We start from the raw sequence: 23821 nt of genomic DNA, 5'->3' as shown, positions 1-23821 counted from the left end.
CCTGCACGCGGGAACAACGACGGTGGATATTTTTATTGGAGCGAGGAGGCAGTGCAGCCACCACCTCGCCCGGCATCCGATATCACGCCTCGATTTCAGCGCCCTCCGGCTTCTCATCCTCGCGCGGAATACGAAACCAGGCAACGTAGAGCGCCGGCAGAAAAAGCAGGGTAAGCGCCGTGCCGACCACAATGCCACCCATCATCGCATAGGCCATCGGCCCCCAGAAGATTTCCCGGGATATGGGGATGAGGGCAAGCGTTGCCGCCGCCGCCGTCAGCATGATCGGCCGCATGCGGTGTTCGGTCGCCTCAATGACGGCACGCCAGGCCGAGACACCTTCGCTTCGCAGATGCTCGATCTGCACGACGAGGATGACCGAGTTGCGGATGAGGATGCCGATCAGCGCCAGCACGCCGAGAATGGCGACGAAGCCCATTGGCGCATTGGAGAAGAGCAGCGCCACCACCACGCCGATCAGGGCCGTGGGCGCCACGGCGAAGACCAGGAACAACCGGCTGAAGCTTTGCAGCTGAACCATCAGGATCGTCGCCATTGCAAACAACATCAGCGGCACCACGGCGACGATCGGCGCTTGCGAATCCGCGCTGGATTCCACCGAACCGCCCGTCTCCACCTTGTAACCCACAGGAAGCGTTTTCTCGGAAGCCTCTATTTTCGGCTTCAGCTGCGTCACGATCGTTGCGGGCTGCGTCGGGCCGATGATGGCAGCCTTGACGGTGACCGTCGGTATCCGGTCGCGACGCCAGATGGTCGGTTGCTCCAGCTCGTAGCGGAAATTGGCAATGGCCGAAAGCGGCACGGCCTTGCCGTTGGTCGCCGGCAATTGCAGATTCTGCAAGGTTTCGATGGACCCGCGCTCCGACAACTGCGCCCGCGCCACCACGTTCACGAGGTAGATGTCGTCCCTGACCTGTGTGACCGTAGATCCCTCGACAATGCTGTTCATGGCGTTGGCGATATCTTCCGAGGAGACGCCGAGCTGGCGTGCCTTGTCCTGCAGCACATCCACCTTCACCACACGTGTCGGTTCGTTCCAGTCCATGACCATGTTGGACAACAGCTGGTGTTCGCCGACAATGCCCGACAATTGCTGCCCGAGCTCACGGACCTTCTGGATATCCGGGCCGCTGAGGCGATATTGCACCGGCTTACCGACCGGCGGGCCGATATCGAGCAGTTTCACGAAGGCGTCAGTGCCGACGAATGTACGGTCCAGATATTCCTGCAATTCGGCGCGCACCTTGTCCCGCACGTCCAGCCCCTTGGTGACGATGACGGTCTGGCCGAAAGTGACATCAGGAGTCTGCACGTCGAAAGAGAGGATGAAGCGCGGCGCGCCTTCACCGACATAGGTCGTCCAGTGGTCAATATCCGGATTCTTGGCGAGCATTTCCTGCTCGAACTGCGCCATCTGCCGGTTGGTTTCGGCAATCGAGCTGTTCTGCGGCAGGTTCCAGTCAACGATGAGCTCCACACGGTCCGAGGACGGGAAGAACTGCTGCTGCACGAGGCTCATGCCACCCACGGACAGGCCGAACAGGGTTATGGTGAGGATGATCGTCACCCAGCGCCAGCGCAGCGCCCGGCCGAGAAGCCAGGAAAAGGCCGAGGCGAACCGGCCCTTCTTCTCGTGGTGAGATTTCATTGTCTTCGGCAGAATCGTCACGCCGAGCAGGGGCGTGAACAAAACCGCGACGATCCAAGACACGATCAGCGAAACTGCAATCACCACGAAGAGTGTGAACGTAAACTCACCCGCTGCGCTGTTGTTGAGGCCGACAGGAATAAAGCCGGCAACGGTGACCAGCGTACCGGTCAGCATCGGGAAGGCGGTGGAGGTGTAGACATAGGTCGCCGCTTTTCTGAGATCGTCTCCGACCTCAAGCCGCGCGACCATCATTTCGACGGCGATCATCGCATCATCCACGAGAAGCCCGAGCGCGATGATGAGAGCACCGAGCGAAATGCGTTGCAGCGAAATGCCTGTGTATTCCATGTAGACGAAGGTTATCGCCAGCACGAGCGGAATGGAAACCGCCACCACCATGCCGGCCCTGAGGCCAAGGCTGATGAAGCTGATGACAAGGACGATGGCGATGGCTTCGAACAGCGCCGAGGTGAAGCCCGAGACCGCCTCATCGACGACGGCAGGCTGATCGGACACCCGGTGCACATCGACGCCAACTGGCAGATCCGCCACCACGCGTTTCATCTGCGCATCCAGCGCCTCGCCGAAATGCAGCAGGTTCGCGCCGGTTTTCATGCCGATTGCAAGGCCGATGGCCGGCTGGCCGTTGAAACGGAACAGCGAGGACGGCGGATCGACATAACCGCGCCGGATCGTCGCTACTTCCGTCAACGGGAAAAAGCGGTTGTTGACGCGCAGGTTGATCGCCCGCAGACTGTCTTCAGACGTGAACTGGCCGCTGACGCGAAGCGCCACGCGCTCAGGTCCTGCATTGACGAAGCCGGACTGGGTGACGGCATTCTGCGATTGTAATGTCTTGATGATGGACTGCTGATCAATGCCGAGCGCCGCGATCTGTCGCGTGGAAAATTCCAGATAGATCGTCTCGTCCTGTGCGCCGATGACATCGACCTTGCCGATATTGTCGACGCTCAAGACCTTGGCGCGGGCATCTTCCACCAGGTCACGCAATTGCCGCTGGCTGAGACCGTCGCTGGTGAAGGCGTAGATATTGCCATAAACGTCGCCGAAACGGTCATTGAAGAAGGGGCCGACCACGCCGGATGGAAACTCGCCCTTGATGTCGCCGATCATGTTGCGCACCCGCACCCAGGTCGGTTCGACATTGCGCGCCTTGGTTTCCGGCACCAGCTCCACAAAGATCGTCGTGCGGCCCGCCACCGTCTGGCTGCGCAGATGATCGAGATTATCGAGTTCCTCGAGCTTCTTCTCGATCCTGTCGGTCACCTGCCGCGCCACTTCCTCCGCCGAGGCGCCGGGCCACTGGGCACTGATCACCATGGTCTTGATGGTGAAGTTCGGGTCTTCCTCGCGACCGAGGTTGAGATAGGAAAAAACGCCGGCGAGAACGAAAACCAGCATGAAATACCAGACAAGCGAACGGTGTTCGAGCGCCCAGTCTGAAAGATTGAATTTCTTCACTGACGGACCTCCTGATCGATCCTGATGGCCTGTCCATCCTTAAGCTTGTGAACGCCAGCGCTGGCAACGCGCTCGCCGGGTTTGACGCCGCCGGTGATGCGCACGCTGCCGCCTTCGGCAGGTTCACCCTCTATCGTGACCGGGCGCGCCGTGACGGTCGCCGTGTCGGCATTAACGATCCAGACGGACCAGCCGCCCTCCGTTTTCAGCAGGGCCGATGCCGGCAGCATGATCCGCGGTTCGGAAGCAGCAAGCACGGAAGCCGTGACGACGGAACCGAGGCGGAATGCCGCCGGCGCATCCTGCAGACTGATCTTGGTCCGTCGTGTGCGCGTTGCCGTTTCGGCTGCCGGGGCGATTTCCCGCACCACGCCGGTGGTTCGGATTTTTGGATCGAGCTGCAGGGCGATCTCGAAGGTCGAGCCGATATCCAGACGCTGCGCCGCAAATTGCGGAACATCCACCACTACATCGCGCACTTCCGGGCGGGCGATGGTGACGACCGTCTGGCCGGCGGAAACAACCTGGCCGATTTCACCCGATGTGGCCGTGACAACACCGTCGAATTCCGCATGGAGCTGCGCGTAACCCAGCTGTTCTTCCGCCTTGTCCAGGTTTGCACGGGCCTTGGCGACGGAGGCATTGGCGGTGCGCGTCGCCTGTTGGGCTTCCTCCAGCGCCGCCTCGGTGCCGCTACGCGCCTCCGCCAGCACACGCTGGCGCTGTTCGGTGGTCACGGCATTGGCGAGCTGCGCTTCGGCATTGGAAAGATCCGACTGCGCGCTCTTCACCGACAGTTCAAGCGCGAGCGGATCGATCGAGGCCACCACATCGCCCTTCTTGACCAGATCGGCGACATCGACGTTCCGCGCTATGATCCGCCCGAGGACGCGAAAACCGAGATCCGTCTGAATGCGCGATTCCACCGTTCCGGTGAGCTGCAGCGCATCCGCCGACTTTTCCTCAACCACCACCGAGAGCACCGGTCGCGGCGCCTCGGCGGCGGCCTCCTGCTTTTCCTGACAGGACGAGAGCGCCATCGCGGACAGCAGCAAAAACAAGCTTCTGTTTATCCTGAACATTATTGTGCCTGCCCCTTTTTATAGGCGACCTTTTCACCGGTTCGGAGGAATTTGGTCCCGCCCGTGACCACGAGATCGCCGGGGTTCAGCCCCGCCGAGACGACGAATTGACTGGTCTCATAATCCGCAACCTCGATCGGCCGCATGGAGACTTCGGAGGATTGCGGATCCACCACCCAGACGGCGGGTCGGCCTTTTTGCGACGTCATTGCCGACCATGGAAGCTCGATGGCATCCACCTGCCTGAAGCGGAAATGGCCGGATACCGGCGCACCAAGCGGCATGGTCAGATCGCCGTTAAGACCGACCTTCACCCTTATCGTACCATTGTCCGGATCGATCGTCGGAGAGATTTCCCGCACGGGGGCCGCCACGGCGCGGGCGGGATCCGAAAGGAGGCTGACATTGACGAGATTGTCGATGTCGCGCTCCAGGAAGAGAGATTCGTAGACATCAAACACGGCGTCGCGCGGCCCGTCATGCGCCAGCGTGAACACGAGCTGGGCAGCCTGCGCCACCTGGCCTACTTCGACATTTCGCGCCGTGATCACGCCATCCGCATCGGCCCTGAGTTCCGTATACGACAGCGCGTCGCGCGCCGTATCGAGCTGCGCCTGGGCCGATCTGACCGCGCCCTGCGTGGTAAGCAGCGTCTCCTGGGCCTTGTCGACGGCCGAGCGCGAGGTGACCTGCGTCCGGAAAAGACTTTGCTGGCGATCGAATGCCAATTGTGCCTGCGTCTGTTGTGCTTCGGCCGATTGCAGGTTGGCAAGGGCAACATCGATGTCGGCCTTCTGCTCCTCCGGATCGATGCGGGCGAGCAGTTGCCCTGTCGTCACCCGCGCGCCCACATCCACCAGCCTTTCGGTGATTTTGCCACTGACGCGAAACGACAGGTCCGTCTGAACCCTCGCCCTCACTTCGCCGGTGATGATGCTGCCACGGTCGATCGGCTGCTTCTCCGCCTTGACCACATCGACAGTTCGCAGCGGCTTTTCGGCCGGCGGCTCTTCATTGCTGCAGGATGACAGGGCAAAAACGCCGCCCACCGCCCATGCGATAAGAATGGTTCTCATGCTGACCTCTTGATCTTCGCCCTCATCCATAATATTTAACTGACTGTATAGTCAATGAAATTCTTATGCCGTCGCTCTGGGAGCTTTTCGGGGTATCGCTGCCCTAGAGAAGGATCATTGCGGACTGCCCGACGCATTCGCTGGCAAGCAAAGGCATATGTTGACATATCGAGCATCAAACCACCTGCGGAAATCGGTTCCGGTTTTTGCACTGGTGCGATAGGCAGACCACCTGTTACTTCCGCCGATCACGACGGGTAGAAGGGCACGCGCCGACAATATGTAAGGATCCGGGGTAATGGCGAAAACGAAACTCTCACGTGCAGAACAGAAGATACAACGTCCGCTGCAAATTCTCGACGCCGCATTTGAGGAATTCACCAAAAGGGGATTTACGGCAACGCGGGTCGAAGACATTGCCGACCGGGTGGGAGTGACGAAAGGCACGGTCTATGTCTATTTCGAAACCAAGGAAGCCCTTTTTGCCGCGATGATCGAGCACGTCGGCAGACCGTTCCAAGAGGCATTCGAAGCCTACGAACGCACCTCCGACGATCCGGTCGAGGAGCTTCGCCTGCTTCTCGAATTCCTGTTCGAAACGCTGGTGGATGACCGGCGTATGCGGGAACTCTTTCGTTTCGTCGTGGCCGAGGGAGCCAAGTTTCCGGATCTGATAGACCACCACCATGAAATTCTGATGGCGCCGGTGCTCGCCCGCATCAATGCTATCCTGGACAAAGGTGTCGCGAAAAAGAGATTCAGGGCCAACGCGCCCGAACTTGCGCATGTCGTCATGTCACCAATGGTCGGAACATTGGTTTTCAGGCTGATTTTCGACGACCGGCGCAGTCTGGACAAGGAGGCCGTCATCAAGGTTCACCTCGACGTGCTCATGAACGGCCTGCTCCCCTGAGCAGCCAAAACATCCTGCCCGCCGCGGGCTGGATGGAACCCCACCTGGCTGACCTACGATACCGGACCTGGATCGCTCTCCCCCGCCACGAGCACCATCGGCCATATGCAATGGCGGGCCTGGGCGGGATAAAATGGCGCATAGGCCGGCATTGTCGACAAAAGAGTCTGCGCCACCGTAACGCCGAGATCATGCAGCGACATGCGGAAGCTTGTCAGGCGCGGTTCGAGAAACTGGCCGCGCGGGCCGTCACGAAATCCGATGACAGCGAGATCCCGCCCCGGTTCGAGCCCCGCTTCCGCAAGACGACGATAAAGACCGACGGCCATCAACTCATAGATCAGTACAATCGCCGTCGGCCGAGGCCGCATCTGCAGCCATTCGCTGGCGGCGTGATAACCGCCCTGCTCGCTCGATTTCGCCCGGATGACCAAAGAGGAATCATAAGCGATGCCATTATCGTCCAGCGCACGCCTGTACCCATCAAGGAACACATGCCCGAGATTGATATCGCTGTCGGGCGCGGCTACCGCGATCGAACGATGCCCGGAGGCCACGAGGCGATCGATCGCGCTTTTCGCGACGCCCTCGAAATCGAGATCCACCCAGGCATGATCCGTACTGGAGGCGGTCCGCCCGAGCGCCACGAATGGAAGCCGATTCTGCTTGAGAAAATCGACACGCCTGTCGATTCGCCGGGTGGCAGAAATGATCATCGCATCGACCATGCGGCGCGCCACCATACGCTTGAGATATTCGTCGGGGTCCTCTTCTCCCGGGCAAGGCAGAACGATGAGATCGAGGTTGTGACCGGAAAACACGCTTTGCAGGCCATCCGTCAAGCCGAGAAAGAAGTTGTCGGCGTTCTCCACCGTCTGCGCGTCACTGCCCGTCATCAGACCAATGACATTGGTCGTTCCCTGCCGCAGGCTGCGGCCTGACTGGTTGGCGACGTAACCCAGTTTTTCCGCAGCCTCGAGAACGCGGCGCCGTGTCTCTTCGTTCACGTCGGGCTTGCCGTTCAGCGCACGGGAAACAGTGCCGATCGATATCTCGAGGTAATCGGCAAGCTGGCGAATTCCTTTCATGCGCTCCCCTTCCAAATCCCGGCCCGCAATCTGCGCGCCACTTGATGGTCTTGACATATCTAACATCATCGGAATAGTCTCGTAAACGTTTACGACGCTCTGCGCAAAGAGGAGTTTGCGAAAGAGTCCGGGGAGATGAGATGACTTTTAATGCCGTTTTATGCGGGTGCGGAGCTATGGCCAAAGGCTGGCTGCGCGCCATCCAGTCCTCGCCGGAAATCGCCGGCGAAATCAGGATCGCGGGTCTGGTGGACCTGAACGAGGGCACGGCCCGCGCGCTTGCCGAGGAATTCGCCCTCACCGGCGCGGTCATCGGCACCGATCTTCGCGCGGTTCTCGCCGAAACGAGAGCCGACATTCTTTTTGACATCGTCATCCCGCAGGCGCGTTTTGCCGTAGTCGAAGCCGGTCTCGCAGCTGGATGCCATGTGCTGAGCGAAAAGCCGCTTGCAGCCTCGATGGAGGAAGCCGCGACGCTGGTGGAACTGGCGAAAAAAGCTGGCAGAATTCACGCTGTGGTGCAAAACCGTCGGTTCGTGTCCGGCATCAGGCGTCTACGCCGTACGTTGGAGGAAGGCGTCATCGGTGAACTGACCGCCATCCACTGCGATTTCTTCCTGGGGCCGCATTTCGGGGGGTTCCGCGAGGAGATGAAAAACGTCCTGCTTCTCGATATGGCAATTCACACCTTCGACGCGGCCCGTTTCGTCGCCAATGAAAAGCCGCTCTCCGTCTTCTGTGTGGAGAAGAACCCGGCGGGCTCATGGTATGCGCATGGGGCCAGCGCCAACGCGATTTTCGAGTTCTCTAACGATGTCGTCTTCACCTATCGCGGCTCGTGGTGCGCTGAAGGCGAGCGGACAAGTTGGGAAGCACGCTGGCGGCTGATCGGCTCCAAAGGCATGATTCTCTGGGATGGCGAAGAAAGTTTTTCCGCCTCGGTGGCTGGCAACGAACAGGGTCTTCTGCGTGACTTCAAGACCGTAAACGTTTCCGATGCTGTGTCAGACAAGGTCGCGCGCGGCCATGCCAGCGTCATTCTATCATTTCTCGAATCCATGCGTACCGGCGAGATGCCGGAAACAGCCTCCTTCGACAATATCAACAGCCTCGCAATGGTGATGGGCGCGATCGAAAGCGCGCGCCTTGGCCAGCGCGTTTCCATTGCAGCATAAGGACCGACAGACGTGAGCAATCCGGCAACATCCATCCGCATCGGCACCATGATCAGCGCCACCAAGGGTCAGGCGGCCGAACGTATCGGGCAGATCGCCGATCTCGGCTTTGAAAGCTTCGAGCCCTTCTTCTGGCAGACGACCAACGGTCAGGACCTTGCCGAACTCGGCAAGCGCTGCCTTGATGCAATTGGCGACCGCGATATCACCATCAGTACGCTCGGCATGTTCGGCAATCCGCTGGAAGAAACCGATATCGACCTTCAGACATTGCAGGGCTGGAAGGATTGCATCGACAACGCCCATCATTTCGGTGCGAATTGCGTGGCAGGTTTCACCGGCCGCCTGCGCGGCAGGCCGCTGCCGGAGAGCCTGCCCAGATATAAGGAAATCTGGAGCGAGCTTGCCAGGCGTGCCGCCGACAAGGGCATAAAGATCGCATTTGAAAACTGCGCCATGGACGGCAACTGGCAGACGGGCGACTGGAACATTGCGCATAATCCCGATGCCTGGGAACTGATCTTCAACGAAACGCCGGACGAGAATATCGGCATCGAGTGGGAACCCTGCCACCAGATGGTTTATCTGATCGATCCGCTACCGCAGATCCGCAAATGGGCGAAGAAGATTTTCCACGTGCATGGCAAGGACGCGACCATCCGCTGGGACGTCATCCGCGAGCACGGCATTTTCGGCAAGGAGAAGTTCGTCTTCATGCGCACGCCGGGTTTCGGCGACAGCAACTGGACCGACATTATTTCCGAGCTGCGCCTCGCCGGCTGGTCCGGCTCGATCGATATCGAAGGCTGGCATGATCCGGTCTACCGCGATGCGCTGGAAATGACCGGACAGGTGCATGGCCTGAACTATCTGAAAAAATGCCGAGGCGGCGATTTCGTCGTCGATCCGACATAACGGAAACCTTTTGGGAGAAGGTTCCCGAGATTGCAGAGACGATAACCAAGAGGAGGAGATTATGGGTATCGCAAAATGCATGATGGCCGGCGCGTTTCTGTTGGCGGGCGTGTCCGCCGGCGCGATTGCGGCACAGGCAGAGGACGTGACTTTGACCTTGTGGTCGCTGGACCGGGATATCCAGCCGGCTCCAAATCTCATCAAGGAGTTCAACGCGCTCAATAACGGCATCAAGATCGAATACCGGCAATTGCAGTTCGATGACGTGGTGAGCGAATCCATGCGCGCCTATTCGACCGGCAATGCGCCCGACATCATCGCCATCGACAACCCCAACCACGCCATGTTCGCCGCACGCGGAGCCTTCCTCGATGTGACCGACATGATAGCCAAGTCCGATGTCATCAAGACGGAGAATTATTTCCCCGGCCCGCTGAAATCGGTGATGTGGGATGGAAAATATTTCGGCGTACCGAAGGCGACCAACACGATCGCTCTTTATCACAACAAGGATCTGTTCAAGGCCGCCGGGCTGGATGCGGCAAAGCCGCCGCAAACCTGGGATGAGCTGGTTGACGCGGCACGCAAACTGACCAACCCTTCCAAGAACGTCTATGGCATCAGCTTCAGCGCCAAGGCGAATGAGGAGGGCACATTCCAGTTCCTGCCCTGGGCGCAGATGGCTGGCGCCACCTACAAGAACATCAACACCGAGGGAGCCGTGAAAGCGCTCGAGACGTGGAAGCTGATGCTGGACGAAAAACTGGCTTCGCCCGATACGCTGACACGCAGCCAGTGGGATTCTACCGCGACCTTCAACGCCGGCAACGCCGCCATGGTCATTTCGGGCCCATGGGAAATCGACCGCATGCTGAAGGACGCGAAGTTCGACTGGGGCGTCACGCTGCTGCCGGTTCCGGCGCCCGATGCGCCGCGCTCATCGGCCATGGGGGACTATAACTGGGCGATCTTCTCGAAGACCAAACATCCTGAAGAGGCCTTCAAGGCGATCGAGTTCTTTGTCTCGCAGGACAAGGACATGTTCAAGAATTTCGGCCAATTGCCGGCGCGTTCGGACATTCCCGTACCGCCCACCGGAAATGCTCTGAAGGATGAAGCGCTCAAGACCTTCGTCGAGCAGCTCAAATATGCACAGCCGCGTGGCCCCTCGCCCGAATGGCCGAAAATCTCGAAGGCCATTCAGGATGCCATTCAGGCCGCGCTGACGGGACAGATGTCTCCGAAGGACGCACTCGACCAGGCTGCACAGAAAATCAAGCTCGTCGATGGTTGATCAGGGAGGCGGCCGGCATGTCCGGCCCCATCCGCAGGGTTCCTCCCGGTGGGGTCGCTTGCCGTGATAAGCGGCGGCGGCCCCGAGCGGAGCTTGCGAGGATTTCTTATGAAAAAGCTGCTTTCCAGCATCAGCGATGGTCGCGATTTCGATATCGCCCTTGTCGCCTTTCCTTTGGCTTTCCTCTTCGTGATGGCGGGGTTACCCCTGCTTTACAACATCGTCATGAGCTTTCAGGAAGTCGACATGTTCAGCCTGGGCACCTTCGTGCGCCCGTTCGTCGGTTTCAAGAACTATGTCGATCTGTTCCGGCAGCCGGAAACCTGGCCCATCCTGATGAATACGGTAACCTTTGTCGTCGCTTCCATAGCGGGGCAATTTGTCATCGGCTTCGGTCTGGCTCTGTTTTTCTGGGTCAATTTCCCCGGCGCCACCTGGCTGCGGGGCCTGTTCCTCGTTTCATGGGTCATGCCCGGCCTCGTTGTCGGTGCCATCTGGAACTGGATTTTGTCCGGCGACTTCGGGGTTCTGAACTTCTTCCTGCGCGAAAGCGGACTGATATCAGGCAATATTTTCTGGCGTTCGGATGCGAATTTTTCGCTCTGGGCGGTTGTGATCGCCAATATCTGGCTCGGCACCTCCTTCAACATGATCCTCCTTTCCGTCGGCCTCGCCTCCATTCCCGGCGATCTTTACGAAGCCGCCGAGCTTGATGGCGCCAACGCCTGGCAGCGCTTCTACACCATCACGCTGCCCATGATGCGCTCCACCATCGGCGCGATCATCTCGCTCGGGCTGATCTTCACCTTGCAGCAATTCGATCTATTTGCCGCCATTACCGATGGCGGACCCAATAACAGTTCCAACGTGGCGCAATATTGGGCCTGGGATCTGTCCTTCCGGCAATATGACTTCGGCAAGGGCGCGACGATTTCAGTCATCATGATCGTTTTCGTCATGCTGGCCTCCATCGTTTATGTGCGCTCCACACGGCATGAGGTACGCGGATGAGCATCAACAACCGTAACCGCCTGATGCTGGCAATCGCCATCATTCTTGCCATCATCTACCTCTTCCCGCTCTACTGGATGTATCTGACCTCGCTCAAAAGCGGCTCGGAGATGTTCGCCAACCCGCCCTCCTTCTGGCCTGGTGAACCACAATGGCAGACCTATGCCTATGTCTGGAACAGCCGCAATATGGGCCGTTACCTGTGGAATTCGGTGCTGATCGCTTCGAGTGCGGTGTTTTTGATCACCATCCTCGGCGTCGGCTGCGCCTATGTGCTGGCCCGTTATCGCAATGTCTGGGTGGATATCGGTCTGTTCCTCGTCCTGATGCTGCAAGTCCTTCCAGCTTCATTGATGATCACGCCGATCTTCGTCGGTTTCTCGCAATTCGGGCTTCTGGATTATCCACGCCTGTCGGTCATCCTCGCCATTGCGGCGAAAAGCATGCCCTTCTTCGTTGTGCTGGTGCGCGCCACCTTCATGGCCGTGCCGCAGGAACTGGAGGAGGCAGCGCTCGTAGACGGTAATTCGAGGGTCGGCGCGTTTTTCAATATCGTGCTGCCGCTTGCCAGAAACGGCATCCTCGTCAGCGCCATTCTCATCTTCATGCAGGCCTTCGGTGAGTTCGTTTACTCCAAATCGATGATCCAGGCGGCGGAACTGCAGCCCGCCAGCGTCGGTCTCAATTCCTTCATGGGGCCCAACACCAGCGAATGGAACAACATCATGGCCTATGCGACCATGTATGTGACGCCCATTCTCGCCCTCTTCATTCTCTTGCAGCGCCGCATCGTATCCGGCCTGACATCAGGAGCGCTAAAATGACCCTTCAGATCGAACTATCAGGCGTCAATAAATATTACGGCGCTTTCCATGCCCTGAAGAACATCAACCTTTTCATCAAGAAGGGCACCTTTGTCGCCCTTGTGGGACCATCCGGCTGCGGCAAGTCCACGCTTCTGCGCTCGCTTGCCGGGCTGGAGAGCATCTCGGCCGGTGACATGCGCATTGCCGGCACGCTGATGAACGGTGTACCGCCGCGCAAGCGCGATGTGGCGATGGTATTCCAGTCCTATGCGCTCTACCCGCATATGACGGTCGAGGAAAACCTCACCTATTCGCTGCGCATGCGTGGTGTCGCCAAGGCGGAAGCCCGCAAGGCCGCGGAAGAGGTTGCCGCCACGACGGGGCTTTCCAAGCTCATGAAGCGTTATCCCCGAGAACTCTCTGGCGGGCAGCGCCAGCGTGTCGCCATGAGCCGGGCGATTATCCGTAATCCGCAGGCCTTCCTCTTCGATGAGCCGCTCTCCAACCTCGATGCGGCCCTGCGGGTTCACATGCGCAAGGAAATCCGCGCCCTCCACGACCGCCTGCATGCCACCTCGGTCTATGTCACCCATGACCAGATCGAGGCGATGACCATGGCCGATCATGTCGTCGTGATGCGTGACGGGGTAATCGAGCAGCAGGGGACACCGCTGGAGCTCTATGACCATCCCGTCAACCGCTTCGTCGCAGGCTTTATCGGCTCCCCAGCCATGAACTTCATCCCGGCGACCGTGAGTCCGGATGGCGCATCGCTCCAGCTGCGGTTCGGCGACGGTGAACCCCTGCAGTCGATCAGAAGCCCCGCCCCCCTGCAGCCGGGCAAACATCTCATCGTCGGCATCAGGCCCGAACATATCAGCCCCGCTACTGCAACGGGAGCGGCGTTGACACTGCCCGTCTCCGCTGTGGAGACAACGGGCTCGGCAACTTTCCTAACACTCGGCACATCCACGGAACTGGTGATTGCGATACAGGGCCGCAGCCCGGTCAAGGCCGGCGAGGTCATCGGCCTCGACGTTGACCCGTCCGATATGCATCTCTTCGATGAAGAGACAGGCGCTGGCCTGTAAACGGGTGAACCGCAGCGAAGCGGGACGCCGATCATCTTCGGTTGACGATCCCCGATCGTCCAGCTCCAGAACTCGAAGCTCTGCCGTGTAATGTCGGAAAGGCCATGGCCCACATCGCCGGGACGGTTCAAAAAAACGGGGCAGCCAAATGGCTGCCCCGCTGGATTTCAGCTACCCCGACCTCATGCAGGCCGCTCTTCGCCTGCGTTGGGCCTCCACGTGATCAGCCTTTTCTCTGCGACATCGAGAATGAGGTCGATGATGAGGACGAAGACCGCAAGGATGATGATGCCTGCAAAAACGCCGACCGCATCGAAATTGCCTTCCGACCGGGCAATGAGGTAGCCGAGGCCTGCAGAAGCCCCAAGATACTCTCCGATGATCGCGCCAACCACCGCAAAGCCGACGGAGGTGCGCAGCGACGACAAAATCCAGCTCGCCGCAGCGGGAAAATAGACATGACGCAGCAGATCGGTGCGCCGCGCCCCGAGGATGCGGGTATTTGACAGCACGACCGGATTTACTTCGCGCACACCCTGCATGGCGTTGAAGAAGGTGACGAAAAAGACGAGCGTAACCGCAAGGGCAACTTTCGACCACAGACCGAGGCCAAGCCAGAGAACGAATATCGGAGCCAGGACGACGCGGGGAATGGCGTTTACCGCCTTGATGAACGGATCGAGCACGCGGGCGACGAAGGGGCTGAGGCCCAGCCAGACGCCAGCGCCCACCCCGAGACCGGTGCCGATGAGATAACCGAGCACGGTTTCGCTGAGGGTAATGCCGACATGCTTGTAGAAGCCGGCATCCGCAACCCAGTCGATCACCTGCCTGACGATATCGTAGGGTGCGGGAAAGAAGAAGCGATCAATGGCGCCGGAGGACACACCGAGTTGCCATCCGCCAAGAAGCACGACCAGGAGAACGACCTGTATGATACGAACATTAACGGCTTGCATAGCTTTTCTCCACTTCGCCGCGCAGGGACGCCCAGATATCGCGATAGAGCGTCATGAATTTCGGATCGAGTTTGATTTCAGCGACGTTGCGGGGTCGTTCGAGATCGACGGGAAAGCTCTCGATGACACGGCTCTTCGGACCCGCAGCCAGAACGACGACCCGATCTCCGAGCGCAATAGCCTCCTCCAGATCATGGGTAATCATGACCACCGCCCGGCGATCCTCCTGCCACAGGCGCAGCAATTCGTTCTGCATGAGATGGCGGGTGTGGATATCGAGTGCCGAGAAGGGCTCGTCCATCAGGATGACTTTCGGCTCGGTAATCAGCGCCTGCGCCATCTGTACGCGTTTACGCTGCCCGCCGGAAAGCTGATGCGGAAAACGGTCGCCAAAACCCTTGAGGCCGACTTTTTCAAGCCATGCCATGACCTTGGCACGCCGCTCGTCCTCGGCAACGCCCCGGAACATCAGACCAAGCTCGACATTTTGAAATGCGGTCTTCCAGGGAAGGAGGGCGTCCTGCTGAAACAGATATCCGATATTGTTCTGCACGCCCTGGACCGCTGAACCGTCGATGGAAACCGTGCCCTGCGCGGGCTTCAGCAAGCCAGCAATGGCATTGAGGATGGTCGACTTTCCGCACCCGGTCGGTCCGACAATGGAAAGAAACTCGCCATCGCCGACCTTGAGGTTAACGTCCTGGACTGCAACAAACGCACCGAATGCCATGGTGACGTTCTCGATCGCGACCATGGGCTGTGGTTTGAAGTCCGCCACTGGCTCTAGCTTTCTGACTGGGGATGACATGGCGGCCTCTCAGTTTGCAGCCTTCGAAGCCGCGGCTTCGACGAACTTGTTGGTATAGGTGGTGTTGAGGTCGATCGACGCCTTTGCCACTGCCTCGTTGAAGGTCTTGAGAACGGCAAGCGGCGTTTCGAGATCGCCGGGCTCGAATTTGCCGTCTTCCGAGAAGATAGCCTTCGCGGCTTCGACGGCCTTGATGTAGGTTTTCTTGTCCCCGGACACGAAGTCGTCAGGAAGCTTCTCGACGATTTCTTCCGCCGAATGCTGCTTCATCCAGTGCAGCGCCCGTACCGTGGCATTGGTGACCTTCTGGATCACTTCGGGATTCGCGTCGATATACTCCTGGGTCGCGTAAAGCACGGAGGTCGGATAGATGCCGCCATAAACATCTTTTGCGCCCTGATCGCTGCGTGCATCGATGAGGATTTTGCCCAGCCCGCGTTCGACGACAATCGTGGCCGCCGGGTCATAATTGACGAGCAGATCGATCTTGCCCTGCTGCAGGGCCGCAACGGCGGCAGCACCCGAGCCGACGCCGATGATGGAGATATCGTTGTCGCTTAAATTGTGCTGCTTCATATAGTAGCGAATGAAGAAGTCCGAGGAAGAGCCTGGCGAGGTGATACCGACCTTCTTGCCCTTGATCGTCTCAGGCTTTGCGGGATCGAAGTCAGTATCGTTCTTGCCTGCAAGAACCAGACCCGAGTTGCGGGCGAGCTGAACGAAGCCCACGACGTGCTTGTTCTGGGACTGCATCTGAATGGTGTGGTCATAAAAACCGACGGCGACGTCCGTGGAGCCGGCGACGAGCGCCTGTAGCACCTTCGAGCCTCCCTGGGCAAAGTTCTCGGTCGTCACATCAAGCCCCTCTTCCTTATAAAAGCCGAGGCTGGCCGCAACGGGGAAAGGCAGGTTGTTGAGGTTGTATGAGCCGACGCTCATTCTGACAGATTCGGCATTGGCGGTTGCCGCCAGCGCACAGAGCGCAGCCGTTGCAAGCAGGTATTTACGCATGAGGGTCTCCTCCCGTTTCGCGATATTTTAGCCACTATGGCCTTGTCTATGCTGCGTCTTCAATCACAGCCATCGGCTTGGCGAAGGCAAAGCCTTCGAACAGCCTGCGCGCCGTCCTTACAAGTCCGGCTGTTATGGCTCCGTTTCGCATTTCCAGCTGTACATCCAGACGGCCTGCGGGATGTTCGATGCGGATCTGGGTCGGCACGGAAAGCCCTCCTGCCGCACTATAGGCGACGGTGCCTTCCGTTACGGCCGCCGTCGCGATGCCGACAGCGCCGGTTGTCGCGAGGGCAGGATGGCACTCGTTCGGCATGAAATACCTGACCGAAAATGTTCCACCCCGCCGCGCCGGCGCTATGAGCACCGGCTTTGGAATGACCATATCCCGAACGTCTCCCATCCCCATCATCTTTCCAGCCTCGATGCGTATGCGGGTCATCCGTTCAATCAGGTCTCGATTGGCGGAGAGCGATTGCGGATCTTCGTAGCCGGTGACGCCGAGATCAGCTGCCCGCATGAGAACCATCGGAATGGCGCAATCTATCGCCGTTACGTCCACCCCGTCGATCACATCGACGGGTTTTCCGGTCGGCAACAGCCTGCCGGTTTTCGCGCCGGCTGCATCCATGAATGTCAATGCGATGGGTGCCGCAAGACCCGGAACACCGTCGATCGATGCGTCACCAAGATAAATTACCTCGCGGCCCCGCGTCGGCACCTTCGCCTCGATCAGTTTGCCGGTATTCACGTTGTGAATCCTGACAAGCGTATCATTACCCTGCGCCGGCACGAGCCCCGCCTCAATCGCGAAGGGACCGACGGCGGCCAGCATATTCCCGCAATTGGGGGAATAATCGACATGCTGCCTGTCGGTGCGCACCTGTGCGAACAGATAATCAATTTCGGCGCCGGCGACCGTGGAAGGTCCGATGATCGCCACCTTCGACGTAACCGGATTGCCCCCGCCGATACCGTCGATCTGCAGCGGATGGCCTGAGCCCATGATGGACAGCAGAGCCGCATCCCTTGCCGCCGGATCTCGGGGCAAATCGGAAGCCAGAAAGAACGGTCCGCGAGACGTTCCGCCGCGCATCAGCACACAGGGTATCTTCATCAGATCGTTCATGATTAGCCTCAATCTTGCATTTTGCGGATCAATGCGCCGCGTTGTTGCAATATGGGCAAAAGAGTCTAATCTGTTAAATGCAATGTTTTGGAGGTTTATTGCGAAATGAGCATCAATTGCGAAATACTGGATTTGCGCGCATTTCAATCCGTAGCTGAGCTTGAGAGCTTTCACAGGGCAGCGGAGGCGCTGCATATCTCCCAGCCGGCGCTCACCCGCCGCATTCAGAAGCTGGAGCAGGCCATCGGCGCACCGCTTCTGGAGAGAACGACTCGACATGTCGCTCCCACCGCCATGGGCCAGGAGGTGATGCCGCTTGTCCGGCGTATGCTGGAAGAATTCGATGGGTCGCTGTTCGCCATGAAAGATGGCGCGCAACGGCGCGGCCTCATCACGATGGCCTGCGTTCCCACCGCCGCTTTCTACTTTCTTCCCACGGTTATCAAGACCTTCAGTCAGCAATATCCAAATATCAGGCTGCGCATCAGGGATCTGACGGCAAATGAGGGGCTGCAGGCGGTTGCGAGAGGCGAGGTGGAATTCGGCATAAACCTGATGGGCAATTCCGATCCCGAACTGTCATTCGAACCGCTCATCGATGATCCGTTCGTGCTGGCGATGAGGAAAGATCACCCGCTGGCGAATTTCGAAACGATTGAATGGAATCAACTGGAAGCCTATCCGCTCGTCGTCGTGGACCGTTCAAGCGGCAACAGGACCCTTCTAGACGGCGCGCTTGCGAGACACAATCTAAAGCTGAACTGGTTTTATGAGGTGACTCATCTCAATACTTCGCTCGGGCTGGTCGAAGCCGGGCTGGGGATTTCCGTTCTGCCGCGGCTGGCCACGCCGCAGGACGAACATCCATTTCTCATCACCAGGCCGATCGTCAATCCCGTCGTCTCCCGTACGATTGGCATTGTACAAAGGCGAAGCAGTGCCCTTTCGCCCGCCGCGGAAAAATTCGTCCGGCTGCTGCTGGAGACCTGGAAGACACAGTAGTCACCTGATGGGTCGGGGATGCCCGGGAGGCCCCCTGACCCCGCAATCCTGATCTCCTGAAGTCTTGGAAAGGTTTTTCGCCGTCAGGTTTCTTCGAAGCCGACCGTGCCTCGCACAATCCCGTCGACAGCCTTTGCCGGCACGTCCTGCTGTGGCCACCGCTGCAGGGCTTCGAGTCCGGCCTCGGTCAGACCGTAGACTCCCCGGTCGAGTCGTTCGAACCAGCCATAAACATTCGAAAGCAGTATCTTCCCGGCATCGGGTATATTGGACCTGACCTCACGCACGCGCATCGGACCCGACGCCAGCGCCACGGCGCAGCCAAGCGCCTGCTGGCGATACGCTGTCATTATTGGCATGCGCGTGCTCCCACCCGCCGTGGGATCGCCCCGCCGCCTCTGATGTTCCCGCATGAGCCGCGACCGCCGTTTCGGATTGGTTCGCGGCATCGGCGAAACGGCGCCGACGATGATGCTGACGTCACCGGCATCGGAGATTCCCAGCATACCGATCCCGAGCCTGCGGCAAAGATCGCGGTAACGCCTGTCAGCCTCGCGGCCCTTACCCCTGGCAGAGACCCGGGCGGCGATCCACACCTCATCTGCGATAGCCGCGCGATCGACAGCCTGCAAAATGAGCTCCAGATTGAAGCTCAGCTTTAGCTCGCAGATGACGACGACGGGGGGATCGTCATCGCTCAAGCCAACAAGATCACAGCCACCCACTTCGCCCTTGACGGTATAACCCGCCTCTTCGAGGAAATCTTTCACGGGCAGATAAAGCGAAGTTTCCATATGCCTGAAGGTTCACGTGACTATACTACCCCCAGATATATCGATCCGCCTGCACAGGACAACCTCTTGGTTGGCACGTGAAGCGTCAGACCTGATCCAGTGAAAGGGTCAGGTCGGCGATAAGATCGTCGGGGTGTTCGATGCCGATTGACAGCCGGATCGTGGAATCAAGCACACCGATACGCTGACGGACATCGGCAGGAACGCCTGAATGCGTCATCGTTGCGGGATGAGAAGCAAGGGACTCCGTGCCGCCAAGGCTTACCGCAAGTTTGAATATGTTGAGCGCATTGAGAAATTTGAAAGATGCGGCCTGCCCGCCGACAATGTCGAACGAGAAGGTGGATCCTGCCCCCGAACATTGGGCGGCAAACACCTTGCCAACCGCGGATGCCGGATCGCTGAATGGCAGGTAGTGGATTTTTTCGACCTTGGGATGGGCATTCAGGAATTCAGCCACAAGCCTGGCGTTGCTGTCCGCCCGTTCCATCCTGATTTGCAGCGTCTCCAGGGAACGTCCGAGCATCCAGCACGAGTGCGGATCGAGCTGCGTGCCGATCGCCCCACGCAGGGCCTTCACCTGCTTCATCACATCCTTGCGCCCCAGCGCCGCCCCGGCGATAAGATCGGAATGCCCGCCAACATATTTTGTCAGCGAATAGAGCGAAATATCGGCGCCATGTTCTATGGGCCGCTGGAATACAGGACCAAGAAGCGTGTTATCGCAGGCGATGATCGGCCTGTGCCCCTGCCTTTTGCCAATCACCTCGGCGACCCAGCCTATCATGGCGATGTCGACAATGCTGTTCGTCGGATTGGCGGGGGTCTCGATCAGGATAACGGACACCCTGCCTTTCGCCATCGCCTCCTCTGCCGCCGCCATGACCGAGGTTTCGCTGACACCATCGGCGAAACCCACTGCGGACACGCCGAAATTATGAAAGGTCTTCGCGAGAAGCGTTTCCGTGCCGCCGTAAAGGGGCTGGGAATGGAGCACCGTATCGCCGGGCCGCACGAAGGCGAAAAGCGTCGTCGAAATCGCGGACATGCCCGAGGAGAAGAGCGCACAGCTCTCCGTCCGTTCATAAACGGCAAGACGATCCTCGACGATCTCGCTGTTTGGATGGTTGAAACGCGAATAGACGAGACCGGCGCCTCTGCCCTCCGGCGGCTCCTTGCGCCCGGAGACATAATCGAAGAAGTCGCGACCATCTTCTGCCGACTTGAAAACGAAGGTGGATGTCAAGAACACCGGAGGCTTCACGGCTCCCTCCGACAACTCCGGATCATACCCGTAATTGAGCATCTGGGTTTCGGGATGAAGAGCATGGTTGCCGATATGGGTTTTGGACGGATGCGGCGCGGTCATTTCCGATGATCCCTCAGCTGGCGTTGAACTTCCTGCAGGTTACACGCAATGAAGTCGAAATGCCTTGCATTTTGGAGCGTTTATATGCCCCATGAAGCAATATATTGCGGAGAATTGTAATTTATGTCGCAGAAAATTGCAGACCCGATCGACCGGCGGATACTTCGGGAATTGTCCGCCGATGCACGGATCACGAATAACGAACTCGCCGAGCGCGTGGGGCTGTCGGCATCCGCATGTCTACGCCGGCTTCGACGCCTGGAAGAAATGGGTGCCATCAAGGGATATTCCGCCATCATCGACCCGGCGATCGAGGGATGGACCATGACCGCTCTCGCATCCATTCGCCTCAGCCGCCAGCACGATGATGAAATCCGGATGTTCGAAGCGGCGGTTCTTGAGTGGGACGAGGTTCTCGAATGTCATCTTGTCACGGGCACGAAGGATTACATGCTGAAGGTCATGTGCGGCGGACTGGAGGATTACGAGCGTTTCATCAAGGACAAGATCGCGAAGCTGAAATGCGTGGACACCATCGAGACCAGCTTCGTCATGAATACGATCAAGACGCGGCGCATCTGGTCGTCGTAACGCGCGGACAATGTCGCGCTGGCTGCATGCTGTCCGCACCTTCCGGGGGAAATTTTGATCCGAATTAGGGTCGTGGCGGGTTGAGATGATGTACGGCAAAGGGTATCAGGTGCCCCATTCTCGGGCGGCTCTTCCGCAAGCAACAAGGCACATCCTGACATGAACCCGGACTTCCTCGTCACCCATTCCGGCGGCTTCCATGCCGATGAACTTCTGTCGAGCGTTGTGCTGACACGGCTTTTCCCGCAGGCCCGCCTCATCCGCAGCAGGGCACCGGAATGGCTCGCTGCCGGTGCGGACCGCATCATCTACGACGTGGGCGGCGCCTACGACGCAGCAAGAGGAATGTTCGACCACCACCAGCGCGGCGCGCCGTTACGCGATGACGGACAGCCCTACAGTTCGTTCGGGCTGATCTGGAAGCATTTCGGCCGCGATTATCTTGCTGCCTTCGGCGTTCCAGAACACCACATCGAAACCATTCACGCTTCTTTCGATGCCGGTTTTGTGTTGCCTGTTGACCTTGTTGACAATGGGGCGCTCAGCCCCTCGACCGCCGGACCGCTCGCCGGGCTGACCCTGCCCGTCCTGCTCGAAACTCTGAAACCCGTTTTTGATGACACCGATCCCGAAGCGGACAATCGCAATTTCCACGCGGCGCTGGGCATTGCCCGCAGCTTCGTTGAGGCAAAAATAACCAACAGCGCCGCAAAGTTGCGCGCCGAAGCGCTAGTAAAACAGGCTATCGTGGATGCTGGCGAAGGGCATATTCTCGAGTTGCCGATGGGAATGCCGTTCCGGCCCGCCATCGTGAAGGCAGGCGCCGATCATCTGCTCTTCGTCGTTCATCCGCGTAACAACGACTGGTGCCTGACCGGTATCCGGCGCGCCGACGAGGGCTTCGCGTTGCGGGCGGATCTGCCGGCGGCCTGGGCAGGCCTGACTGACAAGGATCTGGAAGCGGTTTGTGGCGTGGAAGGCGCGACCTTCTGCCATAACGGCCGGTTTGTCGCAGCTGCAAAGACCCGCGACGCCGCGTTGGCCATGGCAGAACTGGCGGTAAAAGAGGCTCTCTCCTTCAGCAACAATGCACCGGCGACAGAGCCGTCAAATGGCGGGACCTGAGCGCCTGGCTGCTGATGCGGTTCGGGCGGGGCAAATCCGCGATCCTGTCTGCATTTTTTAAAACGCGGTTCTCCGCATAGCGTCTGGACGCAAATTTCTGCGGAACAATCTGTAGATGTTGAAGTTACCCTTCGTGAGGAGGAGGACCATCTATGACCAGCAGAGCTATTTTTGCGGGGGCAGCAACTGCCCTGTCGATGCTTTTTTCCACCGCCGCACTGGCCCAGACCGACCTGACGATGTGGTATCACGGCGCAGGCAATGTTGAAGAACGCAAGATTCTGGCCGGCATCATCGAGGACTTCAACTCGTCCCAGTCGGACTGGCGGGTCTCGCTTCAGGAATTCCCCCAGAATGCGTATAATGAATCGGTCACCGCTGCTGCGCTTTCCAACAAGCTGCCAGACATTTTGGATGTCGACGGTCCGAACATGCCCAACTGGGCGTGGTCCGGATATTTGCAACCACTGAAGATCGACGAGGCAAAGCTTGCGAATTTCCTGCCCGGCGCCGTGGGCCGGTGGGGAGACAAGCTCTATTCGGTCGGTCTGTGGGACGCTGCCGTGGCGGTTTTCGCCCGCAAATCGGTGCTCGATGAAAACGGTATCCGCATTCCAACTCTTGAACAGCCGTGGACCGGCGAGGAATTCAACGCAGCCCTTGAGAAGCTCGCTGCCAGCGGCAAGTTCGAATATGCCATCGACCTCGGCATGGCCGATAAAACCGAATGGTACAGCTATGCCTTCAGTCCCTTTCTGGAAAGTTTCGGCGGCAGCCTGATCGACAAGGCGAATTATCGAACCGCCGAGGACTTCCTCAATGGAGACAATGCCGTCAAGTTCGGGGAGTGGTGGCAATCCCTGTTCGCCAAGAAGCTTGCACCCGGGACATCGCAATCACCCGCCGACCACGAAACCGGATTTCTGGAAGGTCGCCACGCCTTGCAATGGATGGGCAACTGGGTTGCGGTGAAGGCTCTGGAAAAATACGGAGACGATCTGCTTTTCCTGCCTGCGCCTGATTTCGGGCAGGGTCCGAAAATCGGCGCGGGGTCATGGCAGTTTGGCGTTTCGGCCACCAGCAAGCATCCCGAAGGGGCTTCCGCCTTCATCGAATTCGCCATCCAGGACAAATATCTCGCGCAGTTTTCGGATGCGATCGGTCTTATCCCGGCCACGTCCTCGGCAGCCCAGATGACGAAGAGTTACAAGAAGGGCGGCCCGCTCGAAGTTTTCTTCGAACTATCCAGACGCCAGGGTACGTTGCGTCCTGTCACTCCGGCCTACGCCTTCATCTCGCCGGTCTTCTCCAAGGCTCTTTCCGACATTGCCAACGGTGCGGATGTGGCCGATACCCTCGATAATGCAACGGACGAGATAAACAACAATCTGGAACGCAATTCCGGTTACCAACCCAAATAGGGGCGTG

21 protein-coding genes are annotated in these 23821 nt (G+C 58.9%); 11 read left to right on the top strand and 10 right to left on the bottom strand.

Going from position 1 to position 23821, the window contains the following annotated elements:
* Positions 1-82: 82 nt before the first annotated feature.
* From EGT36_RS22470 to EGT36_RS22460, 3 genes are read right to left on the bottom strand one after another with little or no spacing between them, the layout of a single operon-like run.
* Positions 83-3154 carry an efflux RND transporter permease subunit gene (locus tag EGT36_RS22470; protein WP_125271093.1) on the bottom strand — a complete coding sequence of 1024 codons (3072 nt, stop codon included), beginning with the start codon at positions 3152-3154 and terminating at the stop codon, positions 83-85.
* Positions 3151-4236, bottom strand: coding sequence for an efflux RND transporter periplasmic adaptor subunit (locus EGT36_RS22465; RefSeq protein WP_037092034.1), 1086 nt, complete (start codon positions 4234-4236; stop codon positions 3151-3153). Before EGT36_RS22465 ends, EGT36_RS22470 begins: the two co-directional genes overlap by 4 nt.
* On the bottom strand, positions 4236-5312 hold the full coding sequence (locus EGT36_RS22460) for an efflux RND transporter periplasmic adaptor subunit (protein WP_037092116.1): 1077 nt from the start codon (positions 5310-5312) through the stop codon (positions 4236-4238). Before EGT36_RS22460 ends, EGT36_RS22465 begins: the two co-directional genes overlap by 1 nt.
* 298 nt (positions 5313-5610) lie before the next feature.
* Here EGT36_RS22460 and EGT36_RS22455 point away from each other — a divergent pair, with 298 nt between their 5' ends.
* On the top strand, positions 5611-6225 hold the full coding sequence (locus EGT36_RS22455; protein WP_112637020.1) for a TetR/AcrR family transcriptional regulator: 615 nt from the start codon (positions 5611-5613) through the stop codon (positions 6223-6225).
* A 53-nt stretch (positions 6226-6278) separates the two neighbouring features.
* Here the strand turns inward: EGT36_RS22455 and EGT36_RS22450 are convergent, their stop codons facing one another.
* The gene (locus EGT36_RS22450) at positions 6279-7313 is read right to left on the bottom strand and encodes a LacI family DNA-binding transcriptional regulator (protein ID WP_004445871.1); all 1035 of its coding nucleotides are present in this window, start codon (positions 7311-7313) and stop codon (positions 6279-6281) included.
* Between the two features lie 140 nt (positions 7314-7453).
* Here EGT36_RS22450 and EGT36_RS22445 point away from each other — a divergent pair, with 140 nt between their 5' ends.
* The 6 genes from EGT36_RS22445 to EGT36_RS22420 all read left to right on the top strand — a co-directional run bounded on the left by EGT36_RS22445 (position 7454) and on the right by EGT36_RS22420 (position 13605).
* The gene (locus tag EGT36_RS22445) at positions 7454-8488 is read left to right on the top strand and encodes a Gfo/Idh/MocA family protein (protein ID WP_125271092.1); all 1035 of its coding nucleotides are present in this window, start codon (positions 7454-7456) and stop codon (positions 8486-8488) included.
* A gap of 12 nt (positions 8489-8500) precedes the next feature.
* Positions 8501-9403 carry a sugar phosphate isomerase/epimerase family protein gene (locus EGT36_RS22440; RefSeq protein ID WP_037092039.1) on the top strand — a complete coding sequence of 301 codons (903 nt, stop codon included), beginning with the start codon at positions 8501-8503 and terminating at the stop codon, positions 9401-9403.
* A gap of 61 nt (positions 9404-9464) precedes the next feature.
* Positions 9465-10697, top strand: coding sequence for an ABC transporter substrate-binding protein (locus tag EGT36_RS22435; protein WP_037092041.1), 1233 nt, complete (start codon positions 9465-9467; stop codon positions 10695-10697).
* Positions 10698-10805: 108 nt separating this feature from the next.
* Positions 10806-11708, top strand: a complete 903-nt coding sequence (locus tag EGT36_RS22430) for a carbohydrate ABC transporter permease (protein ID WP_125271091.1) — start codon at positions 10806-10808, stop codon at positions 11706-11708.
* Positions 11705-12532, top strand: coding sequence for a carbohydrate ABC transporter permease (locus tag EGT36_RS22425; protein ID WP_037092042.1), 828 nt, complete (start codon positions 11705-11707; stop codon positions 12530-12532). The genes EGT36_RS22430 and EGT36_RS22425 overlap by 4 nt, the downstream gene beginning before the upstream one ends.
* Positions 12529-13605 carry an ABC transporter ATP-binding protein gene (locus tag EGT36_RS22420; protein WP_037092044.1) on the top strand — a complete coding sequence of 359 codons (1077 nt, stop codon included), beginning with the start codon at positions 12529-12531 and terminating at the stop codon, positions 13603-13605. The genes EGT36_RS22425 and EGT36_RS22420 overlap by 4 nt, the downstream gene beginning before the upstream one ends.
* Before the next feature lie 182 nt (positions 13606-13787).
* Here EGT36_RS22420 and EGT36_RS22415 read toward each other — a convergent pair whose 3' ends face one another.
* The 4 genes from EGT36_RS22415 to EGT36_RS22400 form a co-directional block, all read right to left on the bottom strand.
* Complete coding sequence (locus EGT36_RS22415; protein WP_004445883.1) at positions 13788-14564, bottom strand: ABC transporter permease; 777 nt, start codon at positions 14562-14564, stop codon at positions 13788-13790.
* A complete protein-coding gene (locus EGT36_RS22410) occupies positions 14551-15318 on the bottom strand; it encodes an ABC transporter ATP-binding protein (RefSeq protein ID WP_034497358.1) in 768 nt (255 codons plus the stop codon). The genes EGT36_RS22415 and EGT36_RS22410 overlap by 14 nt, the downstream gene beginning before the upstream one ends.
* 63 nt (positions 15319-15381) lie before the next feature.
* Positions 15382-16383: an ABC transporter substrate-binding protein gene (locus EGT36_RS22405; RefSeq protein WP_022563095.1), complete on the bottom strand. Its 1002-nt coding sequence runs from the start codon at positions 16381-16383 to the stop codon at positions 15382-15384.
* A 46-nt stretch (positions 16384-16429) separates the two neighbouring features.
* The gene (locus EGT36_RS22400) at positions 16430-17512 is read right to left on the bottom strand and encodes a 4-oxalomesaconate tautomerase (protein ID WP_172965696.1); all 1083 of its coding nucleotides are present in this window, start codon (positions 17510-17512) and stop codon (positions 16430-16432) included.
* 105 nt (positions 17513-17617) lie between these two features.
* On the opposite strand from EGT36_RS22400, the gene EGT36_RS22395 reads away from it, so the two are divergent.
* Complete coding sequence (locus tag EGT36_RS22395) at positions 17618-18514, top strand: LysR family transcriptional regulator (protein WP_125271089.1); 897 nt, start codon at positions 17618-17620, stop codon at positions 18512-18514.
* Positions 18515-18597: 83 nt separating this feature from the next.
* Here EGT36_RS22395 and EGT36_RS22390 read toward each other — a convergent pair whose 3' ends face one another.
* Complete coding sequence (locus EGT36_RS22390) at positions 18598-19308, bottom strand: DUF2161 domain-containing phosphodiesterase (RefSeq protein ID WP_037092049.1); 711 nt, start codon at positions 19306-19308, stop codon at positions 18598-18600.
* Positions 19309-19393: 85 nt separating this feature from the next.
* Positions 19394-20677 (bottom strand): cystathionine gamma-synthase family protein, encoded by a 1284-nt coding sequence (locus tag EGT36_RS22385; protein WP_125271088.1) that lies wholly within the window; start codon positions 20675-20677, stop codon positions 19394-19396.
* A 123-nt stretch (positions 20678-20800) separates the two neighbouring features.
* Here EGT36_RS22385 and EGT36_RS22380 point away from each other — a divergent pair, with 123 nt between their 5' ends.
* The 3 genes from EGT36_RS22380 to EGT36_RS22370 all read left to right on the top strand — a co-directional run bounded on the left by EGT36_RS22380 (position 20801) and on the right by EGT36_RS22370 (position 23814).
* Positions 20801-21268 (top strand): Lrp/AsnC family transcriptional regulator, encoded by a 468-nt coding sequence (locus tag EGT36_RS22380; RefSeq protein ID WP_006697222.1) that lies wholly within the window; start codon positions 20801-20803, stop codon positions 21266-21268.
* A gap of 159 nt (positions 21269-21427) precedes the next feature.
* Positions 21428-22393 carry an MYG1 family protein gene (locus EGT36_RS22375; protein ID WP_037092051.1) on the top strand — a complete coding sequence of 322 codons (966 nt, stop codon included), beginning with the start codon at positions 21428-21430 and terminating at the stop codon, positions 22391-22393.
* Positions 22394-22545: 152 nt separating this feature from the next.
* Positions 22546-23814 (top strand): sugar ABC transporter substrate-binding protein, encoded by a 1269-nt coding sequence (locus tag EGT36_RS22370; protein WP_037092054.1) that lies wholly within the window; start codon positions 22546-22548, stop codon positions 23812-23814.
* Positions 23815-23821 lie beyond the last annotated feature (7 nt).

Source organism: Agrobacterium sp. FDAARGOS_525 (assembly GCF_003938925.1).
Taxonomy (GTDB): domain Bacteria; phylum Pseudomonadota; class Alphaproteobacteria; order Rhizobiales; family Rhizobiaceae; genus Agrobacterium; species Agrobacterium pusense.
The sequence above is the reverse complement of the archived record's forward strand: the minus strand, read 5'-3'. Positions and strand labels throughout refer to the sequence as shown.

Excerpts from the sequence above, each read along its gene's own strand:
- EGT36_RS22465 (WP_037092034.1), bottom strand. The coding sequence starts at position 4,236 with ATGTTCAGGATAAACAGAAGCTTGTTTTTGCTGCTGTCCGCGATGGCG.
- EGT36_RS22460 (WP_037092116.1), bottom strand. The coding sequence starts at position 5,312 with ATGAGAACCATTCTTATCGCATGGGCGGTGGGCGGCGTTTTTGCCCTG.
- EGT36_RS22455 (WP_112637020.1), top strand. The coding sequence starts at position 5,611 with ATGGCGAAAACGAAACTCTCACGTGCAGAACAGAAGATACAACGTCCG.
- EGT36_RS22450 (WP_004445871.1), bottom strand. The coding sequence starts at position 7,313 with ATGAAAGGAATTCGCCAGCTTGCCGATTACCTCGAGATATCGATCGGC.
- EGT36_RS22445 (WP_125271092.1), top strand. The coding sequence starts at position 7,454 with ATGACTTTTAATGCCGTTTTATGCGGGTGCGGAGCTATGGCCAAAGGC.
- EGT36_RS22435 (WP_037092041.1), top strand. The coding sequence starts at position 9,465 with ATGGGTATCGCAAAATGCATGATGGCCGGCGCGTTTCTGTTGGCGGGC.
- EGT36_RS22430 (WP_125271091.1), top strand. The coding sequence starts at position 10,806 with ATGAAAAAGCTGCTTTCCAGCATCAGCGATGGTCGCGATTTCGATATC.
- EGT36_RS22425 (WP_037092042.1), top strand. The coding sequence starts at position 11,705 with ATGAGCATCAACAACCGTAACCGCCTGATGCTGGCAATCGCCATCATT.
- EGT36_RS22420 (WP_037092044.1), top strand. The coding sequence starts at position 12,529 with ATGACCCTTCAGATCGAACTATCAGGCGTCAATAAATATTACGGCGCT.
- EGT36_RS22415 (WP_004445883.1), bottom strand. The coding sequence starts at position 14,564 with ATGCAAGCCGTTAATGTTCGTATCATACAGGTCGTTCTCCTGGTCGTG.
- EGT36_RS22410 (WP_034497358.1), bottom strand. The coding sequence starts at position 15,318 with ATGGTCGCGATCGAGAACGTCACCATGGCATTCGGTGCGTTTGTTGCA.
- EGT36_RS22405 (WP_022563095.1), bottom strand. The coding sequence starts at position 16,383 with ATGCGTAAATACCTGCTTGCAACGGCTGCGCTCTGTGCGCTGGCGGCA.
- EGT36_RS22400 (WP_172965696.1), bottom strand. The coding sequence starts at position 17,512 with ATGAACGATCTGATGAAGATACCCTGTGTGCTGATGCGCGGCGGAACG.
- EGT36_RS22395 (WP_125271089.1), top strand. The coding sequence starts at position 17,618 with ATGAGCATCAATTGCGAAATACTGGATTTGCGCGCATTTCAATCCGTA.
- EGT36_RS22390 (WP_037092049.1), bottom strand. The coding sequence starts at position 19,308 with ATGGAAACTTCGCTTTATCTGCCCGTGAAAGATTTCCTCGAAGAGGCG.
- EGT36_RS22385 (WP_125271088.1), bottom strand. The coding sequence starts at position 20,677 with ATGACCGCGCCGCATCCGTCCAAAACCCATATCGGCAACCATGCTCTT.
- EGT36_RS22380 (WP_006697222.1), top strand. The coding sequence starts at position 20,801 with ATGTCGCAGAAAATTGCAGACCCGATCGACCGGCGGATACTTCGGGAA.
- EGT36_RS22375 (WP_037092051.1), top strand. The coding sequence starts at position 21,428 with ATGAACCCGGACTTCCTCGTCACCCATTCCGGCGGCTTCCATGCCGAT.
- EGT36_RS22370 (WP_037092054.1), top strand. The coding sequence starts at position 22,546 with ATGACCAGCAGAGCTATTTTTGCGGGGGCAGCAACTGCCCTGTCGATG.